At 65.2% G+C, this 25,387-nt stretch carries 26 protein-coding genes, 1 tRNA gene and 1 other RNA gene; 15 read left to right on the top strand and 13 right to left on the bottom strand.

Going from position 1 to position 25,387, the window contains the following annotated elements; all coding sequences use genetic code 11:
- Positions 1-2: 2 nt before the first annotated feature.
- The 3 genes from I603_RS08605 to I603_RS08595 form a co-directional block, all read right to left on the bottom strand.
- On the bottom strand, positions 3-1,154 hold the full coding sequence (locus I603_RS08605) for a hypothetical protein (RefSeq protein ID WP_068864038.1): 1,152 nt from the start codon (positions 1,152-1,154) through the stop codon (positions 3-5).
- Positions 1,151-2,575: a glycosyl transferase family protein gene (locus tag I603_RS08600; RefSeq protein ID WP_084439984.1), complete on the bottom strand. Its 1,425-nt coding sequence runs from the start codon at positions 2,573-2,575 to the stop codon at positions 1,151-1,153. The genes I603_RS08605 and I603_RS08600 overlap by 4 nt, the downstream gene beginning before the upstream one ends.
- A gap of 120 nt (positions 2,576-2,695) precedes the next feature.
- Entirely contained in the window at positions 2,696-3,133 is a 438-nt protein-coding gene (locus tag I603_RS08595) for a VOC family protein (RefSeq protein ID WP_068864037.1), read from the bottom strand.
- An 81-nt stretch (positions 3,134-3,214) separates the two neighbouring features.
- On the opposite strand from I603_RS08595, the gene I603_RS08590 reads away from it, so the two are divergent.
- Positions 3,215-3,967, top strand: coding sequence for an SIMPL domain-containing protein (locus tag I603_RS08590; RefSeq protein WP_068864179.1), 753 nt, complete (start codon positions 3,215-3,217; stop codon positions 3,965-3,967).
- Between the two features lie 44 nt (positions 3,968-4,011).
- On the opposite strand, the gene I603_RS08585 is transcribed toward I603_RS08590, so the two are convergent.
- The gene (locus I603_RS08585) at positions 4,012-4,896 is read right to left on the bottom strand and encodes a TorF family putative porin (RefSeq protein WP_084439983.1); all 885 of its coding nucleotides are present in this window, start codon (positions 4,894-4,896) and stop codon (positions 4,012-4,014) included.
- Positions 4,897-5,196: 300 nt separating this feature from the next.
- Here I603_RS08585 and I603_RS08580 point away from each other — a divergent pair, with 300 nt between their 5' ends.
- Both I603_RS08580 and I603_RS08575 read left to right on the top strand, forming a co-directional pair.
- On the top strand, positions 5,197-6,003 hold the full coding sequence (locus tag I603_RS08580; protein ID WP_068864035.1) for a metallophosphoesterase family protein: 807 nt from the start codon (positions 5,197-5,199) through the stop codon (positions 6,001-6,003).
- Between the two features lie 55 nt (positions 6,004-6,058).
- On the top strand, positions 6,059-7,369 hold the full coding sequence (locus I603_RS08575) for a UDP-glucose dehydrogenase family protein (protein WP_068864033.1): 1,311 nt from the start codon (positions 6,059-6,061) through the stop codon (positions 7,367-7,369).
- Between the two features lie 130 nt (positions 7,370-7,499).
- Here the strand turns inward: I603_RS08575 and rnpB are convergent.
- The 5 genes from rnpB to I603_RS08550 all read right to left on the bottom strand — a co-directional run bounded on the left by rnpB (position 7,500) and on the right by I603_RS08550 (position 10,655).
- An RNA gene (gene rnpB, locus I603_RS08570) (RNase P RNA component class A) lies at positions 7,500-7,905 on the bottom strand.
- A gap of 57 nt (positions 7,906-7,962) precedes the next feature.
- The gene (locus I603_RS08565; protein ID WP_157090866.1) at positions 7,963-8,940 is read right to left on the bottom strand and encodes a DUF4350 domain-containing protein; all 978 of its coding nucleotides are present in this window, start codon (positions 8,938-8,940) and stop codon (positions 7,963-7,965) included.
- Positions 8,876-9,598, bottom strand: a complete 723-nt coding sequence (locus I603_RS08560; protein ID WP_324613936.1) for an N-acetylmuramoyl-L-alanine amidase — start codon at positions 9,596-9,598, stop codon at positions 8,876-8,878. The genes I603_RS08565 and I603_RS08560 overlap by 65 nt, the downstream gene beginning before the upstream one ends.
- Before the next feature lie 10 nt (positions 9,599-9,608).
- Positions 9,609-10,262, bottom strand: coding sequence for a histidine phosphotransferase family protein (locus I603_RS08555; RefSeq protein ID WP_068864030.1), 654 nt, complete (start codon positions 10,260-10,262; stop codon positions 9,609-9,611).
- A gap of 9 nt (positions 10,263-10,271) precedes the next feature.
- The gene (locus I603_RS08550; RefSeq protein WP_324613937.1) at positions 10,272-10,655 is read right to left on the bottom strand and encodes a M67 family metallopeptidase; all 384 of its coding nucleotides are present in this window, start codon (positions 10,653-10,655) and stop codon (positions 10,272-10,274) included.
- Between the two features lie 28 nt (positions 10,656-10,683).
- On the opposite strand from I603_RS08550, the gene I603_RS08545 reads away from it, so the two are divergent.
- The 8 genes from I603_RS08545 (at position 10,684) to I603_RS08510 (ending at position 17,076) form a co-directional block, all read left to right on the top strand.
- A complete protein-coding gene (locus I603_RS08545; RefSeq protein ID WP_068864026.1) occupies positions 10,684-11,649 on the top strand; it encodes an RluA family pseudouridine synthase in 966 nt (321 codons plus the stop codon).
- Between the two features lie 59 nt (positions 11,650-11,708).
- A complete protein-coding gene (gene rpoH / locus I603_RS08540) occupies positions 11,709-12,668 on the top strand; it encodes an RNA polymerase sigma factor RpoH (RefSeq protein WP_084439982.1) in 960 nt (319 codons plus the stop codon).
- Positions 12,669-12,775: 107 nt separating this feature from the next.
- Positions 12,776-13,369, top strand: a complete 594-nt coding sequence (locus tag I603_RS08535; RefSeq protein WP_068864024.1) for a hypothetical protein — start codon at positions 12,776-12,778, stop codon at positions 13,367-13,369.
- On the top strand, positions 13,366-14,037 hold the full coding sequence (gene mtgA, locus I603_RS08530) for a monofunctional biosynthetic peptidoglycan transglycosylase (RefSeq protein ID WP_068864021.1): 672 nt from the start codon (positions 13,366-13,368) through the stop codon (positions 14,035-14,037). The genes I603_RS08535 and mtgA overlap by 4 nt, the downstream gene beginning before the upstream one ends.
- 4 nt (positions 14,038-14,041) lie before the next feature.
- Positions 14,042-15,016 (top strand): cation diffusion facilitator family transporter, encoded by a 975-nt coding sequence (locus I603_RS08525; protein ID WP_068864019.1) that lies wholly within the window; start codon positions 14,042-14,044, stop codon positions 15,014-15,016.
- The gene (locus I603_RS08520) at positions 15,016-15,603 is read left to right on the top strand and encodes a sigma-70 family RNA polymerase sigma factor (RefSeq protein WP_068864170.1); all 588 of its coding nucleotides are present in this window, start codon (positions 15,016-15,018) and stop codon (positions 15,601-15,603) included. Before I603_RS08525 ends, I603_RS08520 begins: the two co-directional genes overlap by 1 nt.
- Positions 15,600-16,376 (top strand): anti-sigma factor, encoded by a 777-nt coding sequence (locus I603_RS08515; RefSeq protein WP_068864017.1) that lies wholly within the window; start codon positions 15,600-15,602, stop codon positions 16,374-16,376. The genes I603_RS08520 and I603_RS08515 overlap by 4 nt, the downstream gene beginning before the upstream one ends.
- A 145-nt stretch (positions 16,377-16,521) precedes the next feature.
- Positions 16,522-17,076, top strand: a complete 555-nt coding sequence (locus tag I603_RS08510; RefSeq protein WP_068864015.1) for a fasciclin domain-containing protein — start codon at positions 16,522-16,524, stop codon at positions 17,074-17,076.
- A 269-nt stretch (positions 17,077-17,345) separates the two neighbouring features.
- Here I603_RS08510 and clpX read toward each other — a convergent pair whose 3' ends face one another.
- Both clpX and I603_RS08500 read right to left on the bottom strand, forming a co-directional pair.
- Positions 17,346-18,611 carry an ATP-dependent Clp protease ATP-binding subunit ClpX gene (clpX, locus tag I603_RS08505; RefSeq protein ID WP_068864013.1) on the bottom strand — a complete coding sequence of 422 codons (1,266 nt, stop codon included), beginning with the start codon at positions 18,609-18,611 and terminating at the stop codon, positions 17,346-17,348.
- Positions 18,612-18,809: 198 nt separating this feature from the next.
- Positions 18,810-19,514: an ATP-dependent Clp protease proteolytic subunit gene (locus I603_RS08500; protein ID WP_068864011.1), complete on the bottom strand. Its 705-nt coding sequence runs from the start codon at positions 19,512-19,514 to the stop codon at positions 18,810-18,812.
- Between the two features lie 166 nt (positions 19,515-19,680).
- Between I603_RS08500 and I603_RS08495 the strand changes: the two genes are divergently transcribed.
- Positions 19,681-21,225 (top strand): amidase, encoded by a 1,545-nt coding sequence (locus I603_RS08495; RefSeq protein WP_068864010.1) that lies wholly within the window; start codon positions 19,681-19,683, stop codon positions 21,223-21,225.
- 19 nt (positions 21,226-21,244) lie between these two features.
- Here I603_RS08495 and tig read toward each other — a convergent pair whose 3' ends face one another.
- Both tig and I603_RS08485 read right to left on the bottom strand, forming a co-directional pair.
- On the bottom strand, positions 21,245-22,816 hold the full coding sequence (tig, locus tag I603_RS08490; RefSeq protein ID WP_068864007.1) for a trigger factor: 1,572 nt from the start codon (positions 22,814-22,816) through the stop codon (positions 21,245-21,247).
- A 63-nt stretch (positions 22,817-22,879) separates the two neighbouring features.
- Positions 22,880-22,964 (bottom strand) — tRNA-Leu (locus tag I603_RS08485).
- 130 nt (positions 22,965-23,094) lie between these two features.
- Between I603_RS08485 and I603_RS08480 the strand changes: the two genes are divergently transcribed.
- The 3 genes from I603_RS08480 to I603_RS08470 all read left to right on the top strand — a co-directional run bounded on the left by I603_RS08480 (position 23,095) and on the right by I603_RS08470 (position 25,382).
- Positions 23,095-23,403, top strand: a complete 309-nt coding sequence (locus I603_RS08480) for a DUF3297 family protein (RefSeq protein WP_068864169.1) — start codon at positions 23,095-23,097, stop codon at positions 23,401-23,403.
- 63 nt (positions 23,404-23,466) lie between these two features.
- Entirely contained in the window at positions 23,467-24,882 is a 1,416-nt protein-coding gene (gene der / locus I603_RS08475; protein WP_068864004.1) for a ribosome biogenesis GTPase Der, read from the top strand.
- Positions 24,882-25,382 (top strand): DUF2721 domain-containing protein, encoded by a 501-nt coding sequence (locus I603_RS08470; protein ID WP_068864002.1) that lies wholly within the window; start codon positions 24,882-24,884, stop codon positions 25,380-25,382. Before der ends, I603_RS08470 begins: the two co-directional genes overlap by 1 nt.
- Positions 25,383-25,387: the final 5 nt, after the last annotated feature.

Genomic DNA, 25,387 nt, shown 5'->3' with positions numbered 1-25,387 from the left:
AATCAGAAACTGGTCGAAAGCGTGACCGCCATGCCCGATTCAGGCCCGGCATCACCCCCGACCCGTTCGCGCCAGTCAAGCGACAGGCGCGCGGGCACTTCACCCACGCGCATGTCGAGCCGCATGGTCGGACCCAGATCGACGCGGTGCGCCCCCTTCTGAGCGCCGCCCCATGCACCGGCCCCGAGGCTGAGGCGCACGGCATTGTCGGACGCGCTGGCAACGGCTGCGATGTCGCGGGTCAGGCTGGCCTGCCCGTCGGCAAAGAAGGTGTCGCCGGTGCCGCCGACCCAGCCGGCCTGACCATAGGTTTCAAGGCTGGTGTCCAGCGGCAGAGCAATCGGGGCGATTTCGGTGACGGCGAAGGCAGCGGGGCGGGCCTGGGTGCGGAAGGCGCCGTCGGTAAGGCGAAGCTCGCCAAACACCCTGACCGGCACCCCCGGCGCAGCGCGCGCCGATGCGCCGAGGGCAATCTCGCTCTCGCCGCGGCGGACCATGGCCCGATAGGCGCGGGCATAGAGCCGCGGGTCACGCCGGTTCTGCGGCGCGATGCGGTATTGCAAGACAGCGCCCACCTGGCTCGCGCCGTAGATCGGCACCCGGCCCTGCGCGATCGGTGCGGCATCGGACCCCTGTCGCCAGAAGCCCCAGGCATCGACCGACCAGCGGCCCGCGGCGGGCGCGCCTGTCCTGTCGGTCTGCGACAGGAGCGAGGGCAGGAATGGCGCGGTCCGCTCTTGCGCGCCATAGGAAAAGACAGACGCCCCGACCGGTGCCGGCACCAGCTCTGCGCGCATCGCGGCGCGCCATAGCATCTCGTGTCCGGCCGCAAGACGCGGCGCCAGACCGGCCGGAAACCCGCTTCCAAGCCGCATCATGGTACCCTCACCGGGTGCGGAACGCAGGCGGCGAGGACCGGCGAAGCCCTGCCGCGCATTGTCGATCGCCGTGGACGGGACGGAAGCCAAGATAGCCTCCCGCGCCGCGATGACGGACGGCAGCCGCGCGGCATCGGCCAGCACCGGGAGCGCCTGCGGCAGCAGCGTTTCGGGCGCAGCAAAGGGGCTTTGCCACACCAGGGCCCGGCCGCCGATCCATGCCGCCAGCAGCATGCCGATCATCGCCAGCGGTGCGCCCCGCGCCGAGGCTCTCATCGGCTCTGCACTCCGCTCGGCATTCCCAGTCGCACGGGGTGGACGCCGTGCTCGGTCTTGTCCCAGCCCGCCGCGCGCCCGCCCAGGGTTCCGACATAGGCGAACACCGCCCGGCGACCGGCGATGATCGCTACAACGTTGGCAAGCGGCAGGCGCAGCACCGCTCGCAGTCCTTCGATCAGGCCGTATTCATGCGCGGCGAAGGCAAAGCGCATCGCCGCCCGCCAGCCAAAGGCGGCAAGGTTGGCGATCAGCAGGAATTCGAGCAGCGGGGTCAGCGGCACCGGCTCGCCCACACCCGAGATGATCGCAAGTCCGCCGAGCACAGTCAGCACCACCAGCGCATAACCGGTCAGCAGCACCAGCGCGGCAAGCGGGCCGCGCCGATCACGCGCACGCATCCAGCCTTCCAGCAGCCCGCCGGCCCAGCCGATCCGGTCCCAGCCCTGCAAGGCGATCCCCAGCACCCAACGGCTTTTCTGGCGCACCACATGATCGAGGCGGTCGGGAAAGAATGCGCGCGTGGCAACCAGTCGGCCATCCTCGCCGCGAGTACGCACGAAACGGCAGCGCCCGCCCTGCGCCGCGATGCCGAGGCCCAGCTCGTAATCCTCGGTCAGGGAATCGCTCGCGAAGGGCAGGCCATTCCCGTGCTCCGCGGCCAGCCGTTCCAGCGCGCCACGCCGCGCCGCGCAGCCGACGCCCGCACCCGGCAGGCCCGCGCCAAGCCAGTCACGCACCACCATCGCCTTGCCATGGGCCTCGGCGAATTCCTCGCAATAGTGGCTGCCGAGATGGTTGGCGAGCCACGTGCCGTGCCGTTGCACCAGCGGTTCGACCGGTAGCTGCACGAAGTCGGCGCCCATCGCGATACTCTCGTCGAGCAGGCCGAGCGCGGCCGGATCGACCATATCCTCGGCATCGTGGAACACGACCATCGCAAAGCGTCGTCCGGAGCGCGCCTCGTCAGTCGCCAGCGCGGTATAGAGCCGGTTAAGACAATCCGCCTTGGTGCTTGGCCCGTCCCGGTCATGGATCACCAGGCGCAGGCGCGGATCACCTTTGGCGGCGGCCGCCGCAGCAGCCAGTGTCGCCGGATCGTTGCGATAGCAGCCGACATAAAGCCGCAGCGTGGTTTGCGGCCAGCTCGCCAGCAGATGGGAGATGGTATCGCCGATGACCGCGGCTTCCTGCCACGCCGGGATCACCACGGCCGCCGGACCGTGCAGCGGACGGTTGATCAACGCGGCACGCCTGCGCACCGGCGTCGTCACACGCGAGGTCGCCCGCAACCATAGCCAGAGCGCGTCGACCGCAAGATCATCGGCGGCACCGATCAGGAAAAAGATCCCGGCGAACAGCAATAATTCGTGTTGCAGCAGCGCGAACCACTGCCACAAACCAAGATCTGCGATGGACAAGGCGACCCCCCTACCCGTGTAAGTCAGCAGACTATCGCGCCTCTTAACGACTTGCAACAGCACCAATAATTTTGATGGTTTAGGGCCAGTTTACTTTTGCGTGGGAGTTATGCTGACGGCTTACCAGCTCCCGATATTGTCCATGCTTGCCCAAGGCTCGGCCGGTTCGAGCCGTCCTTCCTGTAGCAGCTCGACCGAGATCCCGTCGGGCGACTTGACGAAGGCCATGTGTCCGTCACGCGGAGGGCGGTGGATGGTGTGGCCGGCATCCATCAGGCGCTGGCAGGTCTCGTAGATGTTCTCGACCCGGTAGGCGAGGTGCCCGAAATTGCGTCCGCCGTCATAGGCCTCGGGTGCGCTGCCGTCGTCCGGCGGCCAATTATAGGTCAGTTCGACCTCGGCCACGCCTTCCTGCCCCGGCGCGGCAAGGAAGATCAGCGTGAAGCGCCCGGCCTCGACATCAAACCGGCGCACTTCCTCCAGCCCGATCAGCTTGAAGAAGGCCACGCTCGCATCGGGATCGCTCACGCGGATCATGGAGTGGAGATATTTCACCATGGCAAACTTCCATTCAAAAACGGTTCATCGACGCTGATGCACATTTCGTCGCATCAGACCTCACACGAGAAGGACAATGCGATGAGCGAACCCACGGCGCAACCTGTGATCGACGAACCCGGCTTTCCGCGCGACGCGACCACCCTGCGCTGGTTCGGCACGGCGGCGATTGCCGGGATCGCGATCATCGCGGGCGGATACCTGCTGGGTGACGGCTTGCTGCGCGCCAAGGATGCCGAGCGCGCCGTCACCGTGCGCGGGCTGGCCGAGCGCGACGTGACCGCCGATCTCGCCACCTGGACGATTTCCTATTCGGCCTCCTCGACCAGCCTTGCCGAGGCGCAGGACAAGGTGCGCCGCGACACGCAGGCAATCGAGGGCTTCTTCAAGGAACTCGGCTTTCCCGCCGACGCGCTTCAGCCGACCGGTGCCAACGTGTCGAGCTACAGCAACGAAGGCGTCACCACCTACACCGTACGTCAGCGGCTGGCGCTGCGGAGCGAGGATATCGCCCGTGCGCAAAAGGCGGTGGCGCGCCAGTTCGATCTGGTGGGACGCGGCGTGTTTCTCGAGGAAGGCTCGGGAATGAGCTACACCTTTACCAAACTGAACGAAATCAAGCCCGAAATGGTGGCCGAGGCGACCAGGGACGCGCGTGCTTCGGCGCAGCAGTTCGCCGAGGATTCAGGCTCGGCCGTGGGCAAGATCAGGGATGCGACCCAGGGCTATTTTACCATCGAGGCGCGCGACGGCGAGGCTGGCGGCTGGGGCATGGCCGACAGCCCTTACAAGAAGGTCCGGGTGGTCACCACGGTCAACTTCTCGCTTGATTGAACCGCGCGGCGGGGAAGCGTGCCACCCTCCCCCGCCGCACTGCTTCAGAAGGTTGCGCTGAGGATGCCAACGACGGCGCTGCTGGTGGGATTGAACGCGCCGGTCGCAACGTCGGCTTCGGCATCGATATAGGCGACGCTCGCAGTGAGCGGCCCGACCAGTGGCACGCTGGCACCGATCGACCAGTCCCAACTCTTGGAATTGTTGGTGAAGGTCAGCGACCCGTCGGTATAGCCAAGATGGGCGTTGATCGTCACCGGGGTATCGGGAATGCCGATGCCGACATCGGTGTAGATGTAGAGATTGTCGCGGGTCAGTCCGCCGAAATCGAGGCCGTCCTGCTTGGGATCGTAGTTCACCCCCACCGTGGTCGCCGCCGGACCGAGAGTGAAGGCAAGATTGGCGAACACCTCGTAATAGTCGAAATTGCCCGCAGGCGCATCCGGATAGGTATAGGCGATGAAGCCGACATCGGCCGTCAACCCTTCGCTGAGCGGACCTGACCAGCCGCCGTAGAGATCGAGTTCGAGCGAACCGTAGCCGACTGTGTCGTTATCGAGCGTCGAAGCCCAGGTCCCCGCATAGAAGCCCGAGGCATGGACAACATCGAAACCGCCCTGCAAAGCCAGTTCGCTGCCCGACAGGTTGACACCGCGAAAACGGTATTGCGTGGCAAGCGCGACATTGCCGGAAAAGGTGAAGTCGCTCGCCGGCGCCTCGGCCTCCATTTCGTCCTGGGCACCGCTGGCGGTATCGGCAATCGGCGCAATCGCGCGCGCGGCGGCGAGGGTAAAGGTTTGTGGCGTAAGCGTCGGCTGCTCGGGCGGGGCTTGCGGCGACAGTGCGAATTCTTCGGCGAGCGATGGCGCAGCGGCCATCAGGCAGTAAGACATGGTAGCGACGCAGAGGCCGCGGGCGATCCTGGACATGACAGCTTCCTGTTGGTTGGGTTTGCTGTCCCGCCTGCGTGCCCGATGGTCGTTTCATATCGCGAACGGCCCTATCCGGACAACTTTACTCTATATCTATGAGGATACGCAGATACAATATTTTTCTGCATCGCCCGTTTTTCCGGTGGCGAGGCATTGCGGGCAGCGTCCGGCGGAATGTCGGCGCGCGCGGTTGCGGTTCGCGCGCGCGGGGAGTAAACGGCGCGGCCTGGCGGGAGACCGGCATGGCATCGCGCCTGCCCGGCCTGTCTCCGCTTCTACCGGAACTGCAACCAACCCATGTTCGACCGATTGCGCGACATTTTCCGACCCAGACAAGCGCCGAAACTTCCTTCGGTGCCCCGGGGCACGCGCTATTATGTAATCGGCGACATTCACGGACGGCTTGATCTCTACACGGCGATGATTGGCGCCATCGAGGAAGACGACCTGAGCGCCGCCCCCGCAGACACCCGGATCGTGCTGCTCGGCGACCTTGTCGACCGGGGGCCCGACAGCGCCGGGGTACTGGCGCGCACCCGCTTGTGGCAGCAGAGCCGCAGTGTGCGCGTGCTGGCGGGCAACCACGAGGAAATGTTCCTCGCCGCGTTCGAAAAGCCCGAGGCGCTGCGCCACTTTCTCAAGCACGGCGGGCGCGAGACTGTGCTCAGCTACGGCCTGTCGAAAAAGCAGTTCGCCTCGCTCGATCTTGACGAACTCTTCGCCAGGCTCCCCAGCCTGGTGCCCAAGGCCGATCGCGATTACATTGCCGCCTTCGAAACCATGATCCGCGCGGGCGACTATGTCTTTGTCCATGCCGGAATCGATCCGTCGCGCCCGCTCGGCGAACAGCAGCGCAGCGACCTGTTGTGGATTCGCGAGCGCTTCCTCAATCATGAAGGCCCGCTCGAAAAGGTGGTGGTCCATGGACATACCATCTTCGACCGGGTGATGGATTGCGGCAATCGCATCGGCATTGATACTGGCGCTTTCCGTTCGGGTGTGCTTACAGCGCTGGTGCTAGAGGGCGACCAACGGCGGACCATCCAGGCCTGTTCCAGCAACGGCGGGCCGGTAGAAGTCTTCCAAGGCGACCGGGCTCGCTAGCCTTGCAGACTGCAGCAGGGCACCAACTGACGTTACGCGTTAAGGGCAGGTTTTCATGAAGATTGCGATGGTGGGTTCGGGCTATGTCGGGCTCGTATCGGGGGCCTGTTTCGCCGATTTCGGGCATGATGTCGTCTGCATCGACAAGGACCAGGGCAAGATCGACCGGCTCCACGCGGGCATCATGCCGATCTACGAGCCGGGTCTCGATGCGCTGGTCGACAGCAACGTCAAGGCCGGGCGGCTGAGCTTCACAACCGATCTGGGCGAGGGCATTACCGGGGCCGATGCGATCTTCATCGCGGTCGGCACGCCCAGCCGCAGGGGCGATGGTCATGCCGATCTGACCTTCGTCTACGCCGTTGCGCGCGAAGTCGGCGAGAAACTTGCCAATGACGCTGTGGTTGTCACCAAGTCGACCGTTCCCGTCGGCACCGGCGACGAGGTCGAACGGATCATCCGCGAGACCGGCACGGTTCACCGGTTCTCGGTCGTCTCCAACCCCGAATTCCTGCGGGAAGGCGCTGCGATCGGCGATTTCAAGCGCCCCGACCGGATCGTGATCGGAGCGGAGGACGATTTCGGCCGCGAGGTAATGCGCGAGGTCTATCGCCCCCTGTTCCTCAACGAATCGCCGATCCTGTTCACCGGCCGGCGCACCAGCGAGCTCATCAAATACGCCGCCAACGCCTTCCTCGCGACCAAGATCACCTTCATCAACGAGATGGCCGACCTGTGCGAAAAGGTGGGCGCCAACGTGCAGGATGTCTCGCGCGGGATCGGGATGGACAACCGCATCGGCTCCAAGTTCCTGCATGCAGGGCCGGGCTATGGCGGAAGCTGCTTTCCCAAGGATACGCTCGCGCTGCTCAAGACTGCCGAGGATTATGAAAGCCCGACGCGGATCGTCGAGGCTGTGGTCAAGGTCAACGAAAGCCGCAAGCGGGCGATGGGCCGCAAGGTCATCGACGCGCTGGGCGGCGCGGATGCCGCGCGCGGCAAGAAGGCCGCGCTGCTGGGCCTGACCTTCAAGCCCAACACCGACGACATGCGCGACAGTCCCGCCATCGCGGTCGCGCAGACGCTGACCGACGCGGGCGTGGCGGTGGCTGCCTACGACCCCGAAGGCATGGAGCAGGCCCGCCCGCTGCTGCCTCAAATAAGCATGTGCAACAACGCCTACGAGGCGATCGAAGGCGCGGACGTGGTGGTGATCGTTACCGAATGGGACGCCTTCCGCGCCCTCGACCTGAAACGGGTCAAGGACCTCGCCAGGGCGCCGGTGATTGTCGACCTGCGCAATGTCTACAATCCCGACGATATGCGCGCCGCAGGGTTTGAATATAGCAGCGTGGGAAGAAGCTGACTTGGTTAAAGATCGGCCCGCCAGCGCACGGGCCGCAAGCGCGACCGCGCGCCCGCAGGTGCTCTGTCGCGCGGCGACGGAAGCAGCACCGAGCACGAACGCGCGAAGGCGCGTTCGAAAAACAATGGTGCATCAGGGGGCCGTCATAAGCCGGGTTCTGTCTCCGCGCGCGGTATCCCCGCAGGGACCGGCCACGCGGCGGCAGCCATTCATCTGGGCCGGCGATTGCTCGACGGCTCTAGCAGCCAACCCGGGTCTCTCGGCGCGAAACACGCCTGCCTTTCAGCGCGAGACCCCTATTCGGCCTTGCTCCGGGTGGGGTTTGCCATGCGGACCCTGTTGCCAGCGCCCCGGTGCGCTTTTACCGCACCCTTTCACCCTTGCCTGTGCGCTTTAGGCGCCATCGGCGGTATACTCTCTGTGGCACTTTCCCTTGCGCCCCTTGCGGGACGCCGGCGGGCGTTACCCGCCACCCTTGTTTCGTGGAGCCCGGACTTTCCTCGCATCTTGCGACACGCGGCTGCCTCAGGCCCCCGATGCGTCACGCATAATAAGACAATGCGTCCGAGGTTGAAAGGCCAATCGCGCCACGCTCAGATATCCCGGCCCGAAAGCCAGTCCAAGATGTTGAGCACAAAAGCTTCGTTGTCGGCCTGCGCCACACCCATCTTGAACGAAGCATCCCCGCGCAGCCGCTGCGCGGTGAAAAGGGCAGCCTCGCCTGATATGACAACCCGCCCTTGCCCAAGTGTGAAAGCCACCGCCTGCGCCCGATCGCTGACATCGGCCCCGGCCGCGCCGCCCTTGGCGTAGACATCGCCGGCATCGCGGTCGACAAATTCCATTGCGCCTTCCGGCAACTCCAACAGAACCGCCGCACCTTGCGGAGCGGTGAGCGATTGACCGGTGAAACTGCGCACATGCGAAACGCGTCGGTCCTCACCGCGCCCCGCAATGATGGGGTGATCGCCAAGCCGGTCTCCACGAAAATCGAGCTTGCCGGTTATCCCATCGGGTGGACCGGTCACGACAAAACCATTGCCCATGCCCACTCCCAGCCGCGCGGCCAGGTCTTTGACGGGACCTGCGAAGGGTGCGTGATCCGCGATCAGCAGCAACGCCCCGCCCTGCCCTACCCAGCCGAGCAAATGATCGACTTCCACTGCTTCGAGCGGTTCGGTCGCGTTGGCAATGACAAGCACATCCATCGCCAGTGTTTCAGGAGAAATCTCGTCTTCGAAGGACTCGACCAGGTACCCACCGTGGCGGGCCAGCTTGGCAAAGGGCGCAAATCGCCCGCCAAGCTGATGGAAATTGGCGTGCCCTTCATCAATCGCAACAACCGGCGTCCGACCGCTATGAGACGCGCGGGCGATAGAGGGAGAATAATCGGGGTCGGCAATCTGCTCGTGGTAGAGCATCCAGCCCCCAATTGCGGCCACGCCAAGCGCCAAGAGAGTTCCAGCAATCAAGGCAATGCGCTTCATGAGAGGCCTCTTCCTGCTGTTACCGCGTGCGTCCCTGGTCGCGGTCGAGCAGCAATTGCCACAGAATGGCCGCCACCTCGCCATCGGGGATGCCGGTGATGTGTTCGGGCCGCCAGCGCCGCTCGAACGCCTCGACGGCCTTGCGCTGATCGGTGATATCGTAGCCGAACCGTTCGAGCGCGAGGAAGAAGGAACCCTCGTTATGGAACGGGTTGCCAGCGGCAAGGCTGGTCGGGCGCGGCAGGCACAGCTTGTATTGCGCCAGCCGCTCCCACGGGAACAGTTCGCCCGGATCGATCTTGCGCATCGGTGCGACGCACGAATGGCCGACCACATTGGCGCGGGGAATGTCGTATTGCTTAACGATCCGCGCAAGCAGCGGGATCAGCGCTTCGATCTGCGCCTCGGCAAAGGGACAATAGCCCCCGTTTTCGGGCGCGTGGCCCGGATGATCAAGCTCGATCCCGATGCTCGCGGAATTCACGTCCGGAATACCGCGCCAATAGGACTGGCCCGCATGCCAGGCGCGGCGGCCTTCGGGCACCAGCCGGATCACCTCGCCCTCTTCGGTGATGCAGTAATGCGCGCTGACGGAGGCTTGCGGATCGCACATCCGCTCAAGCGCCGCCTCGACCGGCTTCATCTCGGTATAGTGCAATACCACCATGCTGACAGGCGCGGTGCGTTCACCGTGGTTGGGCGAGGGCAGCTCGCGGTGCACCAGTTCATCGCCCCCCGCCACAAAGCCGCTCCTAGCCGATCAGGCCGTCTGGCTCTGGCAGCACTGCGCCCAGCACCAGCACTCCCTCGCCAAGCTTGTACTGCAATCCGCCTGCCATTTCCTCGGCAAGCATGGCGACCATGTGCGCGGCTGCGGTGCGGCTGGTAATCTCGCCCTCGGCCAGATCGCCCTGAAGCGCGCGGCCGATGGTCTCGTCGAAGGCAATCCGGTCACCCCGCGCGCGGGCGACGATTTCGACCGCACCCTCGCGCCGCTCCGCGCCGATATCGAGCGTGCCGCCACGCACCAGCGCATCCAGTGCGATCTGCGCGAGATTGAGCAGGACCTTGACCGCAGGCTTGGGCAGGCTCGGATCGGCGATGGCCCAGTTGATTTCGATCCGCTTGCCATCGGCCACCAGCGCATTGACCACCGCTTGCGCCTCGTCGATCGGGATCGCCTCGCCAAAGCCGCCCGCAGCGCCGAAAGCGAGACGGAAGAACTTCAATTTGTCGGTGCTGATCCGGGCCGATTGTTCAAGCAGTTCCATGCAGCGCGCGCGCATTTCCGGGTCCTGCTCGTCAGCGAGCAGTTCCAGCCCGTTGGCAATCGCGCCCACGGGCGAGAGCATGTCATGGCACAGGCGCGAACACAGCAGCGCGGCAAGATCGGTCTGGGAGATCATCTGGCTTTCCTAGCTATCGATTCGCGCAAAGGAAAGTGGGGCAAAGCCCTGCTCCCCGTCCCGCCAGAACGTCACGTTGCCGCCAGCAATGATCGCCCAGATGCGTCCGTCGCCCGCTGCCATCGCGCGGTCGGTGGCCGAAGGTGCCGCCGCTCCTGCCGGGTGCGAGTGGAAATAGCCCACCACCTCTAGTCCTCCCGCGCGCGCGGCGCGGTGCGCGTCGATCAGGGCCTGCGGATCGATTTCGAACCGGGTTTCGGGTGTCGGGTGGACGTTGCGGGTCGGCCGTGCCGAGATAATCCGCCCGCCCTCGCCCAGCAGGATACCGCAAGCCTCGCGCGGGTGGGTGGCAGCAGCAGCGGCACGCATCGCGGCAAGGGCCTGGCTTGTCACTTCGTGCCTCATCGCGCATGGCCATAGCATGTCGCCAAGCGAAATCATCACCGGCACCACGGGCGGGTCTGCAGGTTCGGGCGTCCGCCTCGACAAGGCGCTAGCCGAGGCAGCGGGCATGAGCCGCGCGCGGGTGCAGGCGCTGATCGATGAAGGGCGGGTCGAGATCGCGGGCAAGCCTGCCTCATCGGCGTCGCTGAAGGTCGCGGCCGGAACACCGTTCCGCATTGCCGTGCCCCCCGCTGCCGAAGCCGCAGCCGCTCCCGAGGACATCCCGCTCACCATCGCCTTCGAGGATGAACACCTGATCGTGGTGGACAAGCCTGCGGGGATGGTCGTCCATCCCGCGGCCGGAAACCGCGCCGGGACGCTGGTCAACGCGCTCCTCCACCATTGCCGCGGGCAATTGTCAGGCATCGGCGGGGTGGCCCGGCCGGGGATCGTCCACCGCATCGACAAGGACACCTCGGGCCTGCTGGTCATCGCCAAGACCGACGCGGCGCACGAAGGCCTCGCCCGCCAGTTCGCCGCGCATAGCGTCCACCGCCGCTATCTTGCGGTATGCGCAGGGCATCCCTCGCCATCCGAAGGCACCATCGACGCGCGCATCGGGCGATCGGATGCCGATCGCAAGAAAATGACGGTGCTGCCCAAGAATTCCTCGCGCGGGAAAACGGCCGTGACCCATTACAAGGTGCTGGAGCGGTTCGACCACGCGGCGCTGATCGAATGCCGGCTCGAAACCGGGCGCACCCATCAGGTGCGCGTTCACTGTGCGTCAATCGGCCATGCGCTAGTGGGAGACCCTGTCTATGGACGTACCCCCAAACCGCTCCGGCCAATGCTCGAACGGCTCGGCTTTGCCCGTCAGGCGCTGCACGCAGCGGAATTGGGCTTCGTTCACCCGGCAAGCGACGAGTATCTCCGTTTCAGGGCCGATCTCCCGCAAGACATGGCGGAACTCATCGACCAACTTGGGCGTTCTAATCGATGAATTGCGCATACAGCGGCCCGGTTTTGGCGTATATGTAACCGAGTGGCCCAGTTCGCCGGATGCCCATCAGGGGTCCGGTGCAAGCGGTCGACACGAGAAAGGTTAGGAACCAAGTGACCAAGACGAAAACCCCTTCGGTCCCGGCCCTCAGCGGCGAGCAGAGCCTCAACCGCTACCTGTCGGAGATCAGGAAGTTCCCGGTGCTTACCGCCGAGCAGGAATACATGCTCGCCAAGCGTTACCAGGAACATGAAGACCCCGATGCCGCCGCGCAGCTGGTGACCTCTCACCTGCGCCTCGTCGCGAAGATCGCGATGGGTTACCGCGGCTATGGCCTGCCCGTCGCCGACCTCATTTCCGAAGGCAACGTGGGCCTGATGCAGGGCGTCAAGAAGTTCGAGCCCGATCGCGGCTTCCGCCTCGCGACCTACGCGATGTGGTGGATCAAGGCCTCGATCCAGGAATATATCCTGCGCTCGTGGAGCCTCGTGAAGATGGGCACCACCGCCGCACAGAAGAAGCTGTTCTTCAACCTTCGCCGGATGAAGAAGAACCTCGACGCCTACGAGGATACCGATCTTCACCCTGACGATGTCGCCAAGATCGCGACCGACCTCGGCGTGCCCGAACAGGAAGTCGTCAACATGAACCGGCGCATGATGATGGGCGGCGACGGCTCGCTCAACACGCCGATGCGCGGGGGCGAGGAAGGTTCGGGCGAATGGCAGGACTGGCTGACCGACGACCGGCCGTTGCAGGACGAAACCGTGGCCGATGCCGAAGAGGCACAGCTGCGCCATGAAATGCTCGCCGAAGCGATGGAAAGCCTCAACGAACGTGAACGCCACATCCTCGTCGAACGCCGCCTGACCGACAAGCCGCAGACGCTTGAGGAACTTTCGCAGGTCTACGACGTCAGCCGCGAACGTATCCGCCAGATCGAGGTGCGCGCCTTCGAAAAGCTGCAAAAGGCAATGCAGCGCATCGCGGGCGAACGGCTGCTCCCCGGGGTCGCGTAACGCGTCGCCAGAAGCGCGGCACAAGGCTGCGTTTCGCGCAGGTTTCGACAAACAGGCTTTTGCAGACCCTCCGATCACTCTAACACGGGGCGCGGAGGGCCTGTTGCATGATCACCACATTTCGTTCTGTCCTTGCCGCGCTGGTCGCACTGGTGCTGGCCGCAGCCGCTCCGGCGCTCGCCCAGCGCGAGGTAACCGACGCGGCAGATCCCTATGTCCACCGCGCGGTCGGGGTCGCCTTCCCGCTTGCTCCGGCGGATTTCCGTCGCGGGCGGGTCGTCGAATTCAACGAGGAAGGCGGCGATGCGGGCGTCGGCTACGCGCCCCTGGGCCAGCCGGGCGAGATGACGCTCTATGTCTATCCCGGCACCGGCGGCGAATGTTCCGACTGGTTCCGCGATGCCGATGACGCGATCCTCCAGCGCGGCAACGTGACCCGCCGCAATTTCGACAGCCCGATCCGCTTCGAGGGCTTCGCAGGGTTGCCGCAGCTTTCCGCCAGCTATGCGGTGCAGGCGGGCGCCTATGGTTTCGATCACCCCGATCTGGTGTCCTACCTGTGGGTCGGCTGTGTCGCTGATGGCGACTGGATCGTGAAATATCGCGGCTCCTTCCCTGCCAGCGAGGAAGCAGGGGCAATCGGCATCGCCGAAAGCCTGTTCGCAGCGATCGACTGGGCGCCGATGCTCAAGCGGCGATGAGCCTGAACCTCGCCCGAATCCTTGCCAAGGTCATCCTCGGCTTTATCGCCCTCACCCTGCTGCCGGTGGTGCTGTTCAAGTGGCTCCCCGTCCCTGTCACCGCGACCATGATGATGGACGCAAACGGGATTACCAAAGACTGGGAAAGCCTCGATAATATCGACCGCAATCTGGTGGATGCCGTGATCGCGGCCGAGGATTCGCGCTTCTGCGAACATTTCGGGTTCGATGCCGAGGCTATCGAGCAGGCGATGAAAGAGAACATGGAGGGCGGGAAAATCCGCGGCGGATCGACCATTTCCCAGCAGACCGCCAAGAACGTGTTCCTGTGGCAGGGAGGCGGGTTCTTCAGGAAAGGCCTGGAAGCCTGGTTCACCTTCTGGATCGAACTCGTGTGGGGCAAGCGGCGCATCATGGAGGTCTATCTCAACGTCGCCGAAACCGGGATCGGCACCTATGGCGCCGAGGCCGGGGCCCAGCGCTATTTCGGCCATTCCGCCGCGCGCCTCAGCCCCGACGAGGCAAGCCGCATGGCAGCAGCCCTCCCCAGCCCCAAGAAACGCGCGGTGAAGAACCCGGGCGGGTGGCTCGCACGCCACGGCAATTCCATCGAGCGCCGGATCGGCATCGTCAGGCGTGACGGGCTCGATGCTTGCGTCTACAACTGACGCCATGGCTCACGCGCACGCCCATCCCCACGACGCCCCCGGGCATGCGCACGCCCAGCACGGACATGGGCACGGACATGGGCACGGACATGGGCACGGGCATGGGCATCACCACCATGCCCCGGCCGATTTCGGCCGCGCCTTTGCCATCGGCATTGTGCTCAATACCGGCTTCGTGGCCGTAGAGGCGGTGGCCGGGCTGCTCTATGGGTCGATGGCGCTGGTGGCCGATGCCGGCCACAACCTGTCCGACGTGCTGGCGCTGGCGCTGGCGTGGATTGCCACCATCGCCGCGCGCCGCCCTGCGTCCGGGCGCTTCACCTATGGCTACAAGAGCTCGACCATCCTCGCCGCGCTCGCCAATGCGCTGCTGCTGGCGATTGCGATCGGGGCGATCCTGTTCGAGACCATCCACCGCCTGCTGACCCCGCAGGAGCCGCAGGGCATGGCGATGATCGTGGTTGCCGGGATCGGGATCGCGATCAATACGTTGACAGCCATGCTGTTCGTACGCGGCCAGGCCGATCTCAACATCCGCGGGGCATTCCTGCACATGGCCGCCGATGCGCTGGTGTCGCTGGGCGTGGTGCTGGCGGGGGTGGCGATCCTTGTCACCGGTCTCATCTGGATCGATGCCGCGGTGAGCCTCGCGATCGTCGCGGTGATTGCCGCCAGCACCTGGGGCCTTGCGCGCGACAGCGTGGCGATGAGCCTGCTGGCCGCCCCTTCGCGCATCGACCTTGAGGAGGTGCGCCGGCATCTGGCCGGACTGGAAGGCGTTGCGGCGGTCCACGATCTCCACGTCTGGCCGCTCTCCACCACCGAAACCGCCCTAACCGCGCATCTGGTAATGCCCGAACGCCCCGGCGCGGACGGCTTCCTGCACGATGTCGCCGCCGGTCTGCGGGCGCGCTTTGGTGTCGACCATACCACCATCCAGATCGAGAACGGCCGGACCCCGTGCGAGGCGGGCTGCTGATGGCCGCGCGTCCCAAACCTGCCAGCGACGAAGCACGCGAGGCGCTGCGCGCCGCGATGGAGCGTCTGGCCGCAGGCGACCAGTCGGCGCTCGAGGAAATCTATCGCATGACGCGGGTGAAGCTGTTCGGCATTACCTTGCGTATATTGGGCGACAGAAAGGAAGCCGAGGACGCCTTGCAGGACGTCTACATCAATCTCTGGCAGCGGGCCGACCGCTATGATCCCGCGCGGGCGAGCCCGATTTCGTGGCTCTCGACCTTTGCCCGCAACCGCGCGATCGACCGCTTGCGCACCGGCAAGGTGCGAGGCGGGGCCGTGGGGATCGAGGAAGCCGCGCCGCTTCCGGATGAAAGCCCGCTGGCCGACGCGCTGCTGGTGGATGCCGAACAGGCCGCGCAGATCCACAAGTGCATCGCCACGCTGGACGAACGCACCCAGACCCATATCCGCGCCGCCTTTTTCGACGGCTATACCTATGCCCAGCTCGCCGAGCAGGCGGACGTGCCGCTGGGGACCATGAAAAGCTGGATCCGCCGCGGGCTGCAACGCCTGCGCGCCTGCCTTGAAGCGAGCGAGAAGGCATGAGCACGCCCGAAGACACCCCCGGCGAAGACGTGAAGCGCGACGATCCGACGCTCGCTGCCGAATGGGCGCTGGGCCTGCTCGAAGGCGAGGAGCTGCTCGCCGCGCGCGGCAAGTATGCCACCGATCCGGCCTTCGCCTGGCGCAAGGAATGGTGGGACAACTGGTTCGCGCCGTGGACCGACGGCATGGCCGGAGCCGCCGAGCCGGGCGAGCATGTCTGGCAGGGCATCGCCGCAAGGCTGAATCCCCAGCCCTCTGCCGCAGCCCTGGCCGGGCCGGATCGCGGCGGCGAGGTTGTCGAACTCAGGGCGCGGCTGCGCCGCTGGCAATGGGTGGCCGGGCTGTCTTCGGTCGCCGCTGCTGTCGCGCTGGCTGTGATGGTGTTTGCGCCGGGCACCGCTCCGCAGGACACCCCGCCGCAGATCGCCGCTACAGCGCCCATGGTGGCGACGGTTCCGATTGGCGAGACCGGTCTCAGGCTCGATGTCACTTACATCCCCGAAAGCGAGCGGATGCTGGTCGCCGCAATCGGCCTTGCGCCCGACGGGGTGCATGATCACGAGCTGTGGCTGCTGCCGGAAGATGGCAGCGCGGCGAAATCGCTTGGCGTGGTGGCCCCCGGCGAGGTGCGCAGCATGGAACTTCCCGCCGACATCACCGCCGAGTTGCGCGATGGTTCGCGTCTGGTGCTGACCCGCGAGCCGCTGGGCGGCAAGCCCGAAGGCGTCGAGGCCGGGCCGGTTGTGGCCGAGGGCGCCTTCACCCGCGTCTGAGGCAACTTCGCTTCGCCGCACATGAGCGGCACTTCAACCAAACCAGCACTTTCCGGCGCATCCGCGCAAGGGTTGGTCACGTAGTTCTCATTGCAAGCGGGAGGGGCTTGCAGACGAGACATTCCCCCAACAGGAGATCCCTGACGTGACCCCCAAGACCAAGTTCACCGCCATCATCGCCGCCGCACTCGCCGCCACTGCCGGCGTCACTGCCGCGCCCGCACTCGCCGATCACCACATGGAAATGAAGGCTGAAGCCAACATCGTCGAGACCGCGGTCAGCACCGGCATGCACAACACGCTGGTTGCCGCAGTGCAGGCCGCGGGCCTTGTCGAGGTGCTTTCCAGCCCCGGCCCCTTCACCATCTTCGCGCCGACCGATGGGGCCTTTGCCAAGCTGCCCGCCGGCACCGTGGAAACGCTGGTGAAGCCCGAAAACAAGGCCACCCTGACCGGCATCCTGACCTACCACGCTGTCGCCGGAAAGGTGACTGCCGGTGACCTCATCAAGCTGATCAACGACAATGGCGGCACCGCCACCATCACCACTGTCGCCGGCGGCCAGCTTACCGCCGCGATCGAAGGCGGCAATGTCGTGATTACCGATGCCAAGGGCGGCAAGACCACCGTGGTCAAGGCTGACGTCATGACGTCGAACGGCGTGATCCACGTGACCGACGGGGTGTTCCTCCCCGCCTGATCAAACCGGTTCACCGGTTAGCGCCGCTCCGAATTCCCCATCCCCTCCCCCACAGGGGCGGCGCTGTTCCCGACCCCGTCCGGCCTCTCCTCCAAGGGCCGGGCGGGGTCTTTTGGTGCGGACTGGGAAACAGCGACTTCAGCTCTGCCGTAGACACGGAAGCATGATCGGTCGCGAAGCGACCGCAAGGCCGACCGGTCGCCCGAGCTTATGCGAAGAAAGCCAAGGCGGACGGATGTCCGCGGCCCGGCGTTTGAGGGCGCAACAAACTACGCCGCCTCTTCCTTCTTCTCCTCGCCGCCCAGAACGCGGATCGGGTCCTTCTTGCCTTCGACCACTTCCTTGTCGATCACGATCTCGGTCACGCCTTCCATGTCCGGCAGGTCGAACATCGTGTCGAGCAGCAGGCCTTCGACAATGGAACGCAGGCCCCGCGCGCCCGTCTTGCGCTTGATCGCACGCTCGGCAATGGCCTTGAGCGCATCGTCGGTGAAGGTCAGTTCGACGTCTTCGAGTTCGAACAGCTTGCGATACTGCTTCACCAGCGCGTTCTTGGGCTCCTTGAGGATCGTCACCAGCGCATCGACATCGAGATCGTGCAGCGTGGCGATCACCGGCAGGCGGCCGACGAATTCGGGGATCAGGCCGAACTTGAGGAGGTCTTCCGGCTCGGACTTTTCGAGCAATTCGCCCACGCGGCGCTTGTCGGGATCGGCGACATGCGCGCCGAAGCCGATCGAGCGCTTCTGCAAGCGGTCGGCAATGATCTTGTCGAGGCCCGCAAAGGCGCCGCCGCAGATGAACAGAATGTTGGTAGTGTCGACCTGCAGGAACTCCTGCTGCGGATGCTTGCGCCCGCCCTGCGGCGGCACGGAGGCGGTGGTGCCTTCCATCAGCTTCAGCAGCGCCTGCTGCACGCCCTCACCCGAAACGTCGCGCGTGATCGAAGGGTTTTCGGCCTTGCGGGTGATCTTGTCGATCTCGTCGATATAGACGATCCCGTGCTGCGCCTTCTCGACGTTGTAGTCGGAGGCCTGGAGCAGCTTGAGGATGATGTTCTCCACGTCTTCGCCCACGTAGCCCGCTTCGGTCAGCGTGGTGGCATCGGCCATGGTGAAGGGCACATCGAAGGTGCGCGCCAGGGTCTGGGCGAGCAGGGTCTTGCCCGAACCCGTCGGGCCGACGAGCAGGATGTTCGACTTGGCGAGTTCAACGTCGCCCGCCTTGCCCGAATGCTTCAGCCGCTTGTAGTGGTTGTGTACCGCGACCGAGAGCACGCGCTTCGCCCGGTCCTGCCCGATGACATAGTCATTGAGCGTGGTGAAGATATCCATCGGCGTGGGGATCTCGCCTTCCTTGCGGCCGGCAATCCCCGCCTTGGTTTCCTCGCGGATGATATCGTTGCACAGCTCGACGCATTCATCGCAGATGAACACCGTGGGGCCGGCGATGAGCTTGCGCACCTCGTGCTGCGACTTGCCGCAGAAGCTGCAATAGAGGGTGCTCTTGCTGTCGGATCCGCTCAATTTGGTCATTCCTGTGTCCTCGAATCCGCATCGCATAGCATGGCCGTGCGGCCTGCGGATTCGGCAAATGTATCCATGGCACCGGATGAATCAACACATGGCGCATGATTTAATGCCTCCGGCGTGGTGCCGGACGCCATGAAGTGCCGGAAAAATCGCGATGTTCCGGACGCTGTCCCGCCGCGGGGCAGGTGAAGGGCGAAGGCCTTACTCAGGCGCGCCGCCCGATCCGTCCTCGCCCGAGGATTCCTCGGTATCGGGGCGGGTTTCAAAGACCTTGTCGACCAGACCGAAGGCCTTGGCCTCCTCGGCTTCGAGGAAAGTGTCGCGGTCCATCGCCTTCTCGATCTCGTCGAGAGTGCGGCCGGTGAACTTGACATAGAGATCGTTCATGCGGCTGCGGATGCGCAGGATCTCGCGCGCCTGGATCTCGATATCGGACGCCATCCCGCGCGCCCCGCCCGAAGGCTGGTGGATCATGATGCGCGCATTGGGCAGGGCGATTCGCATACCCGGCTCGCCCGCGGCCAGCAGGAAGCTGCCCATTGAAGCCGCCTGCCCGATGCACACGGTCGAGACGCGCGGCTTGATGTATTGCATGGTGTCGTAGATCGCGAGACCCGCCGTCACCACCCCGCCGGGCGAGTTGATGTACATCGAGATCGGCTTGGAGGGGTTTTCGCTTTCGAGGAACAGCAGCTGGGCGACGATCAGCGAAGCCATGCCGTCTTCCACCTGACCGGTGACGAACACGATGCGCTCGCGCAGCAGGCGGCTGAAGATGTCGAAGCTGCGTTCACCCCGGCTCGTCTGCTCGACCACCACCGGCACCAGCGCACCGGTAAGGGGGTCGCGGGTGAACTGGCCTTGCGTGCCATAGGTTTCGTGCGAGTTGCCGAGCACATCGATCATGGGGAATGGGTATCCTTCGTGAATGTCCGAACAGGCTATGTCGGAGGCTGGGGGGCAATTTCAAGGGCGTTTACCTTGTGCCTGTGAATTGCATCAGGACGATAGCGCGGGGAGAGAGGCGTTTTGCCCCTTGCAGTGACGGGAGAGCGTGGCAAACCTGCGGGCCATGACCCATCGAACCACCATCCGCCCGGCCGCCCGTCCGGCGCTCGCCCTCCTGCTTGCCACCGCGCCGATCGCGTCTTTCGCCCAGACATCCGAAACACTTGCGATTGCCGAGACAGCCCCGGCCGCGATTGCGGATACCGCAGCGCAGATCGAGCGAATCCGAACGCTGGACGATGCCGGCCCGATGCTCAACGCGGTTATCGCCTACAACCCCGATGCCGCCGCCATCGCCGCGACCATGACCGAGCGCCCGCTGCAGGGCCGCACCGTGCTGGTAAAGGACAATATCGAGACCCGCGAATTCCCGACCACCGCGGGCAGCCTCGCATTGAAGGACAACATGACCGGCCGCGATGCGCCGATGATCGCCAACCTGCGGCGCGCGGGCGGCGTGGTGCTGGGCAAGACCAACCTTTCCGAATGGGCCAACATCCGCTCCGACAATTCCACCAGCGGGTGGAGCGCGGTCGGCGGGCTGACGCGCAACCCGCACGCGATCGATCGCAACACCTGCGGCTCCTCCTCGGGCAGCGGAGCGGCGATTGCCGCGGGCTTTGCCTGGGCCGCGATCGGCACCGAGACCAACGGCTCGATCACCTGTCCCGCCTCGATCAATGGCATCGTCGGCTTCAAGCCCAGCGTCGGGATCGTCAGCCGCACCCACGTGGTGCCGATTTCCTCGACCCAGGACACCGCCGGGCCGATGACCCGCACGGTCTACGACGCCGCCCTGCTGCTGACCGCCATCGCGGGCGAGGATGCTGCCGATCCGGTGACGCTCGAAGCGCAGCGCGTGGCCGATTACACCGCAGGCCTCGACACCTATTCGCTCAAGGGCGTGCGGATCGGGGTGATGCGCGATCAGGTCGGCAACCGCGATGATCTGAAAGCCGTATTCGGGACCGCTCTTGCGGATCTGGAGCGCGCGGGCGCGGTGCTGGTCGACATCAGTTTCCAGCCCGACCGCCAGATGTTCGGCGACAGCTTCACCGTGCTGATGTTCGAACTGCGCGAGGAGATGGGCAAGTATCTCGGCTCGATCCCGGCCTTCCCGGAGGGCAACACCCCGCGCAGCCTCGCCGACCTCATCGCCTTCAACAAGGCCCACGCGGACGAGGAAATGCGCTGGTTCGGGCAAGAGCTGTTCGAACAGGCCGAAACGACAACCGACCGCGAAGCCTACGAAAAGGCGCGCGCGAACGCGGTTCGGATCGCGGGCCAGGAAACGCTCGACAAGCTGTTGGCGGATAACGACGTGCAGTTCCTCGTCGTCCCCACCCGCGGACCTTCGTGGGTGAGCGATCTGGTCAATGGCGACAATTTCAACGGCTCGGTCGGCTTCGGCAGCCCCTCGGCAATTGCCGGCTATCCGCACCTCACCGTGCCGATGGGCGCGATCGAGGGCTTGCCGGTGGGCCTCAGCATCTTGGGTGCCAAGTGGGACGACCACGCCGTGCTCAAGGCGGGTGCCGCCTACGAAAAGGCGCGGACAGCAAAGCTGCCCGCGCCGTCATTCGAGCGGTGGAAACCGGCTGAGCGCTGAGCGACCCGCCGGCGCCGGATCACTTCTTCGCAGCCGCCTTCTTGGCAGGGGCCTTCGCCGCGGGAGCCTTCTTCGCGGGGGCCTTCTTGGCTGCCGGCTTTTCGGCAGTCTCGGCGGCCTTCTTGGCCGTGGCCTTCTTGGCGGGCGCCTTCTTGGCCGCGGGCTTTTCCTCGGCGGGAGCTTCTGCCTTGGCCTCGGCCTTCTTGGCAGGGGCTTTCTTCTTGGCCGGAGCCTTCTTCGGCGCGGGCGCGGCTTCGGCGGTGTCCTCCGCCTCGATCGCAGCCTGCAGTTCCTCGACGGTCACTTCACGCTCCGTCACCTCGGCCTTGTCGAACAGGAAGTCGACGACCTTGTCCTCATAAAGCGGGGCGCGCAGCTGGGCGGCGGCCATCGGCTCGGACTGGATGTATTCGACAAAGCGCTGACGGTCTTCCGGGCGATACTGCGAGGCCGCCTGCTGGATCAGCATGGACATTTCCTGGCTGCTCACTTCCACGCCGTTGGCCTGGCCGATTTCCGACAGCAGCAGGCCCAGACGCACGCGGCGCTCCGCAATGGCGCGATATTCGTCCTTCTCGTCCTCGATCTGCTTGAGGGCCGCGGCGGGATCCTCGTCATTCGCCGCTTCCTGCTGGAGCTGCTGCCAGATCTGGGCGAATTCGGCCTCGACCATGGTGCCGGGCACTTCGAAGTCGTGGCCTGCGGCAAGCTGGTCAAGCAGCGCGCGCTTCATCTGGGTGCGGGTCAGGCCGGCGGTCTGCTGTTCCAGCTGCGCCTTCATGATTTCCTGCAGCTTCTCGAGGCTGTCGAGGCCGAGGTTCTTGGCGAAATCCTCGTCGATCTTGGTTTCGGTTTCGACCTTCACCGCCTTCACGGTGACGTCGAAGGTCGCTTCCTTGCCGGCGAGATGTTCGGCCTGATACTCGGCCGGGAAGGTCACGGTGATGGTCTTTTCCTGCCCGGTCTTCACGCCGACGAGCTGATCCTCGAAGCCCGGAATAAAGGTGCCCGAACCCAGCACCAGCGGCGCGTCCTCGGCCTTGCCGCCGTCGAATTCCACCCCGTCAAGCTTGCCGACGAAGTCGATGATGAGCTGGTCACCCTCGGCGGCCTTCCTGGTCTTGGCCGCGTCCTTGTAGCTCTTGTTCTGGGCCGCGATGCCGGCCAGCGCCTCTTCGATCTGGGCGTCGGTCACCGGCACGACCAGCTTTTCAAGCTTCAGCCCGTCAATGCTCGGGGTGTCGATCGCGGGCAGCACTTCGAGGCTGACGGTGATTTCGGCATCCTTGCCCTCGGCGTAATCCTCGCCCAGCGAAACCTGCGGCTGCATGGCAGGGCGCAAGCCTTCGTCCTGCATCAGCTTGTCGACTGATTCGCGGATGGTGTCGTTCACGACCTGCGCGTGCAGCGCCTCGCCGTGCATCTTCTTGACGAGATTGGCGGGCACCTTGCCGGGACGGAAGCCGGGCATCCGCACCTGCGGCGCGATCTTCTTGATCTCGGTGTCGATCCTGGCGGCCAGATCGGTGGCCGGAATCGTGATCGAATAGGCGCGCTTGAGGCCTTCGTTGACGGTCTGCTTGGTCTGCATGGGAACTGGTCTTTAGCCTTCTAAACGAGAATTCCGTAAGGCCGGGCCTTGCGAGGGGCGAATTGGTGCGGGCGAAGGGACTCGAACCCCCACATCTTGCGATACCAGAACCTAAATCTGGCGCGTCTACCAATTTCGCCACGCCCGCATGCCCGAACGAAGCCGCGCGGGAAGCATGGCCCCCCGCGCGTATCGACGAGCGCCCTTATCCCCCTCGCACCAAAAGGGCAAGCGCAACACGCTTGTCGCGCAGGCAAAGCGCCATTATGGGCGCGGCCATGAGCGAAGAAACCTCCGAGAATCCCGCCGCCACCTCCGGCGCGGACGTCCCCCCCGATCACCTGTCGGTCAATCCGCGCAGCCCGTTTTTCGACGCGCAAAAGCTCCAGCGCGGGATCGGCATCCGTTTCAAGGACCGGGTGCGCACCGATGTCGAGGAATATTCGATTTCCGAAGGCTGGGTGCGGGTGCAGGCGGGCAAGACCGTGGACCGCAAGGGCCAGCCGCTGACCATCAAGCTGACCGGCCCAGTCGAGGCGTGGTACGAGGATCTGGGCGAGAACCCGCCGGTCGCCAAAAAGGGCTGACCGCCCGGCCGGATAAGCGCCGCGCTTGCCAAAATCGGCATTTAAGCCCACTTGGCGCGGGATATGTCCCTCCCCAAGAAACCCGAAGTCGTCATCATCGGCCGGCCCAATGTCGGCAAGTCCACGCTGTTCAACCGGCTGGTGGGCAAAAAGCTCGCGCTGGTCGACGATCAGCCCGGCGTAACGCGCGACCGGCGGATGGGCGATGCGGTGATCGCAGGCATGCATTTCACCGTGGTCGATACCGCCGGTTGGGAGGACGAGGACGAACTCAGCCTGCCGGGCCGGATGCGAAAGCAGACCGAAGCCAGCCTTGAAGGCGCGGACGCGGCGCTGTTCGTTGTCGATGCGCGCGCGGGCCTGACCCCGCTGGACGAGGAAATCGCCCGCTATCTGCGCGAGCAATCGGTGCCGGTAGTGGTGGTTGCCAACAAGGCCGAAGGCGCAGCAGCCGAAGGGGGCGTGCTGGAGGCTTACGCGCTCGGCCTGGGCGAGCCGCTGGCGGTTTCTGCCGAACATGGCGAGGGCGTGGCCGATCTGTTCGGCGGGCTGTGGCCGATCATCGGCGCGAAGTCCGAAGAATGGGAAGAAGCGCAGGACGCGGCGCGCGCCGAGGCGGAAGCGATGGACGAGGAAGACCGCCCTTCCGGCCCGCTGAAACTCGCCATTGTCGGCCGGCCCAATGCGGGCAAATCGACCCTCATCAACCGGCTGCTCGGCGAAGACCGCCTGCTGACCGGGCCGGAAGCGGGCATCACCCGCGATTCGATCGCCATCGACTGGGAATGGACCGATCCCAAGACGGGCGAGACGCGGGAAATCCGCCTGATCGACACCGCAGGCATGCGCAAGAAGCGCAATGTGACCGAGAAGCTCGAAAAGCTGTCGGTCGCCGACGCGCGCCGGGCGGTGGACTTTGCCGAGGTCGTGGTGCTGCTGCTCGATGCGACCCAAGGCCTCGAGCATCAGGACCTGAAGATCGCGTCGCTGGTGCTCGAAGAAGGCCGCGCGCTGATGATCGCGATCAACAAGTGGGACGTGGCCGAGGACGCGAGCAAGCTGTTCAACGGCATCCGCGGCGCATTGGACGAAGGGCTGGCGCAGGTTAAGGGCCTTCCGCTGATCGCGGTCTCGGCCAAGACCGGCAAGGGGCTGGACCAGATGCTCGCCGCTGCTTTCGAATTGCGCGAGAGCTGGTCGAAGCGCGTGCCGACCTCGGCCCTGAACCGCTGGTTCGACGATGCGCTGGAGGCCAATCCGCCCCCCGCGCCCGGCGGCAAGCGGATCAAGCTGCGCTATATCACCCAGGCAGGAACGCGTCCGCCGCGCTTCGTTATTTTCGGATCGCGGCTCGACCTCCTGCCCAAGAGCTACGAACGCTATCTCGTCAACGGCATCCGCGCCAAGCTGGGCTTTGACGCGGTGCCGGTGCGTGTCACGCTGAAAAGCCCCAAGAACCCCTACGCCAAGGACGGCTGATGCTGCTCGACCTGCTCGCTGCCGGGGCCGACATGGTCAAGACCCCCTTCGCCTTCGAAATCATCGAACGCACCGCCTCCACCCCGCGGGTGCAGCAGGTGGTGCAACTGAGCCTTGCGCCCGCCTTTCTGCTGTCGGGTATCGGGGCGATCATGAACGTCATCATGAGCCGGATGATCTGGATCGCCCAGCGGATCGAGCGGATCGAGGATGCCCGCGCGCGCGACGAGCAGCCGGAGGACTGGCGGGCTGCGGAACTGGGCTGGCTCCAGCGGCGGCGCAAGCTGGCGCAAGGCGCGATCCTGTTCTCGACCGCATCGGCGGTGATCATCAGCCTTGTGATCGGGCTGTTGTTCATCTCGGCCTATATCACCGCGCAGATCGGGACGGTGATCGCGCTGCTGTGGGTGTTGACGATGGTCCTGCTGGTGACCGGCCTGGCCTATTTCCTGCGCGAGACGCGGCTGGCGGCGGCGGGCGCGCAGAAGACCAAGGAATAGCACAG

This window comes from Erythrobacter dokdonensis DSW-74 (genome assembly GCF_001677335.1).
In the GTDB taxonomy this organism is placed as follows: Bacteria; Pseudomonadota; Alphaproteobacteria; order Sphingomonadales; family Sphingomonadaceae; genus Erythrobacter; species Erythrobacter dokdonensis.
Note: the sequence above shows the minus strand (reverse complement) of the source record. Positions and strands in the feature narration are given on the sequence as shown.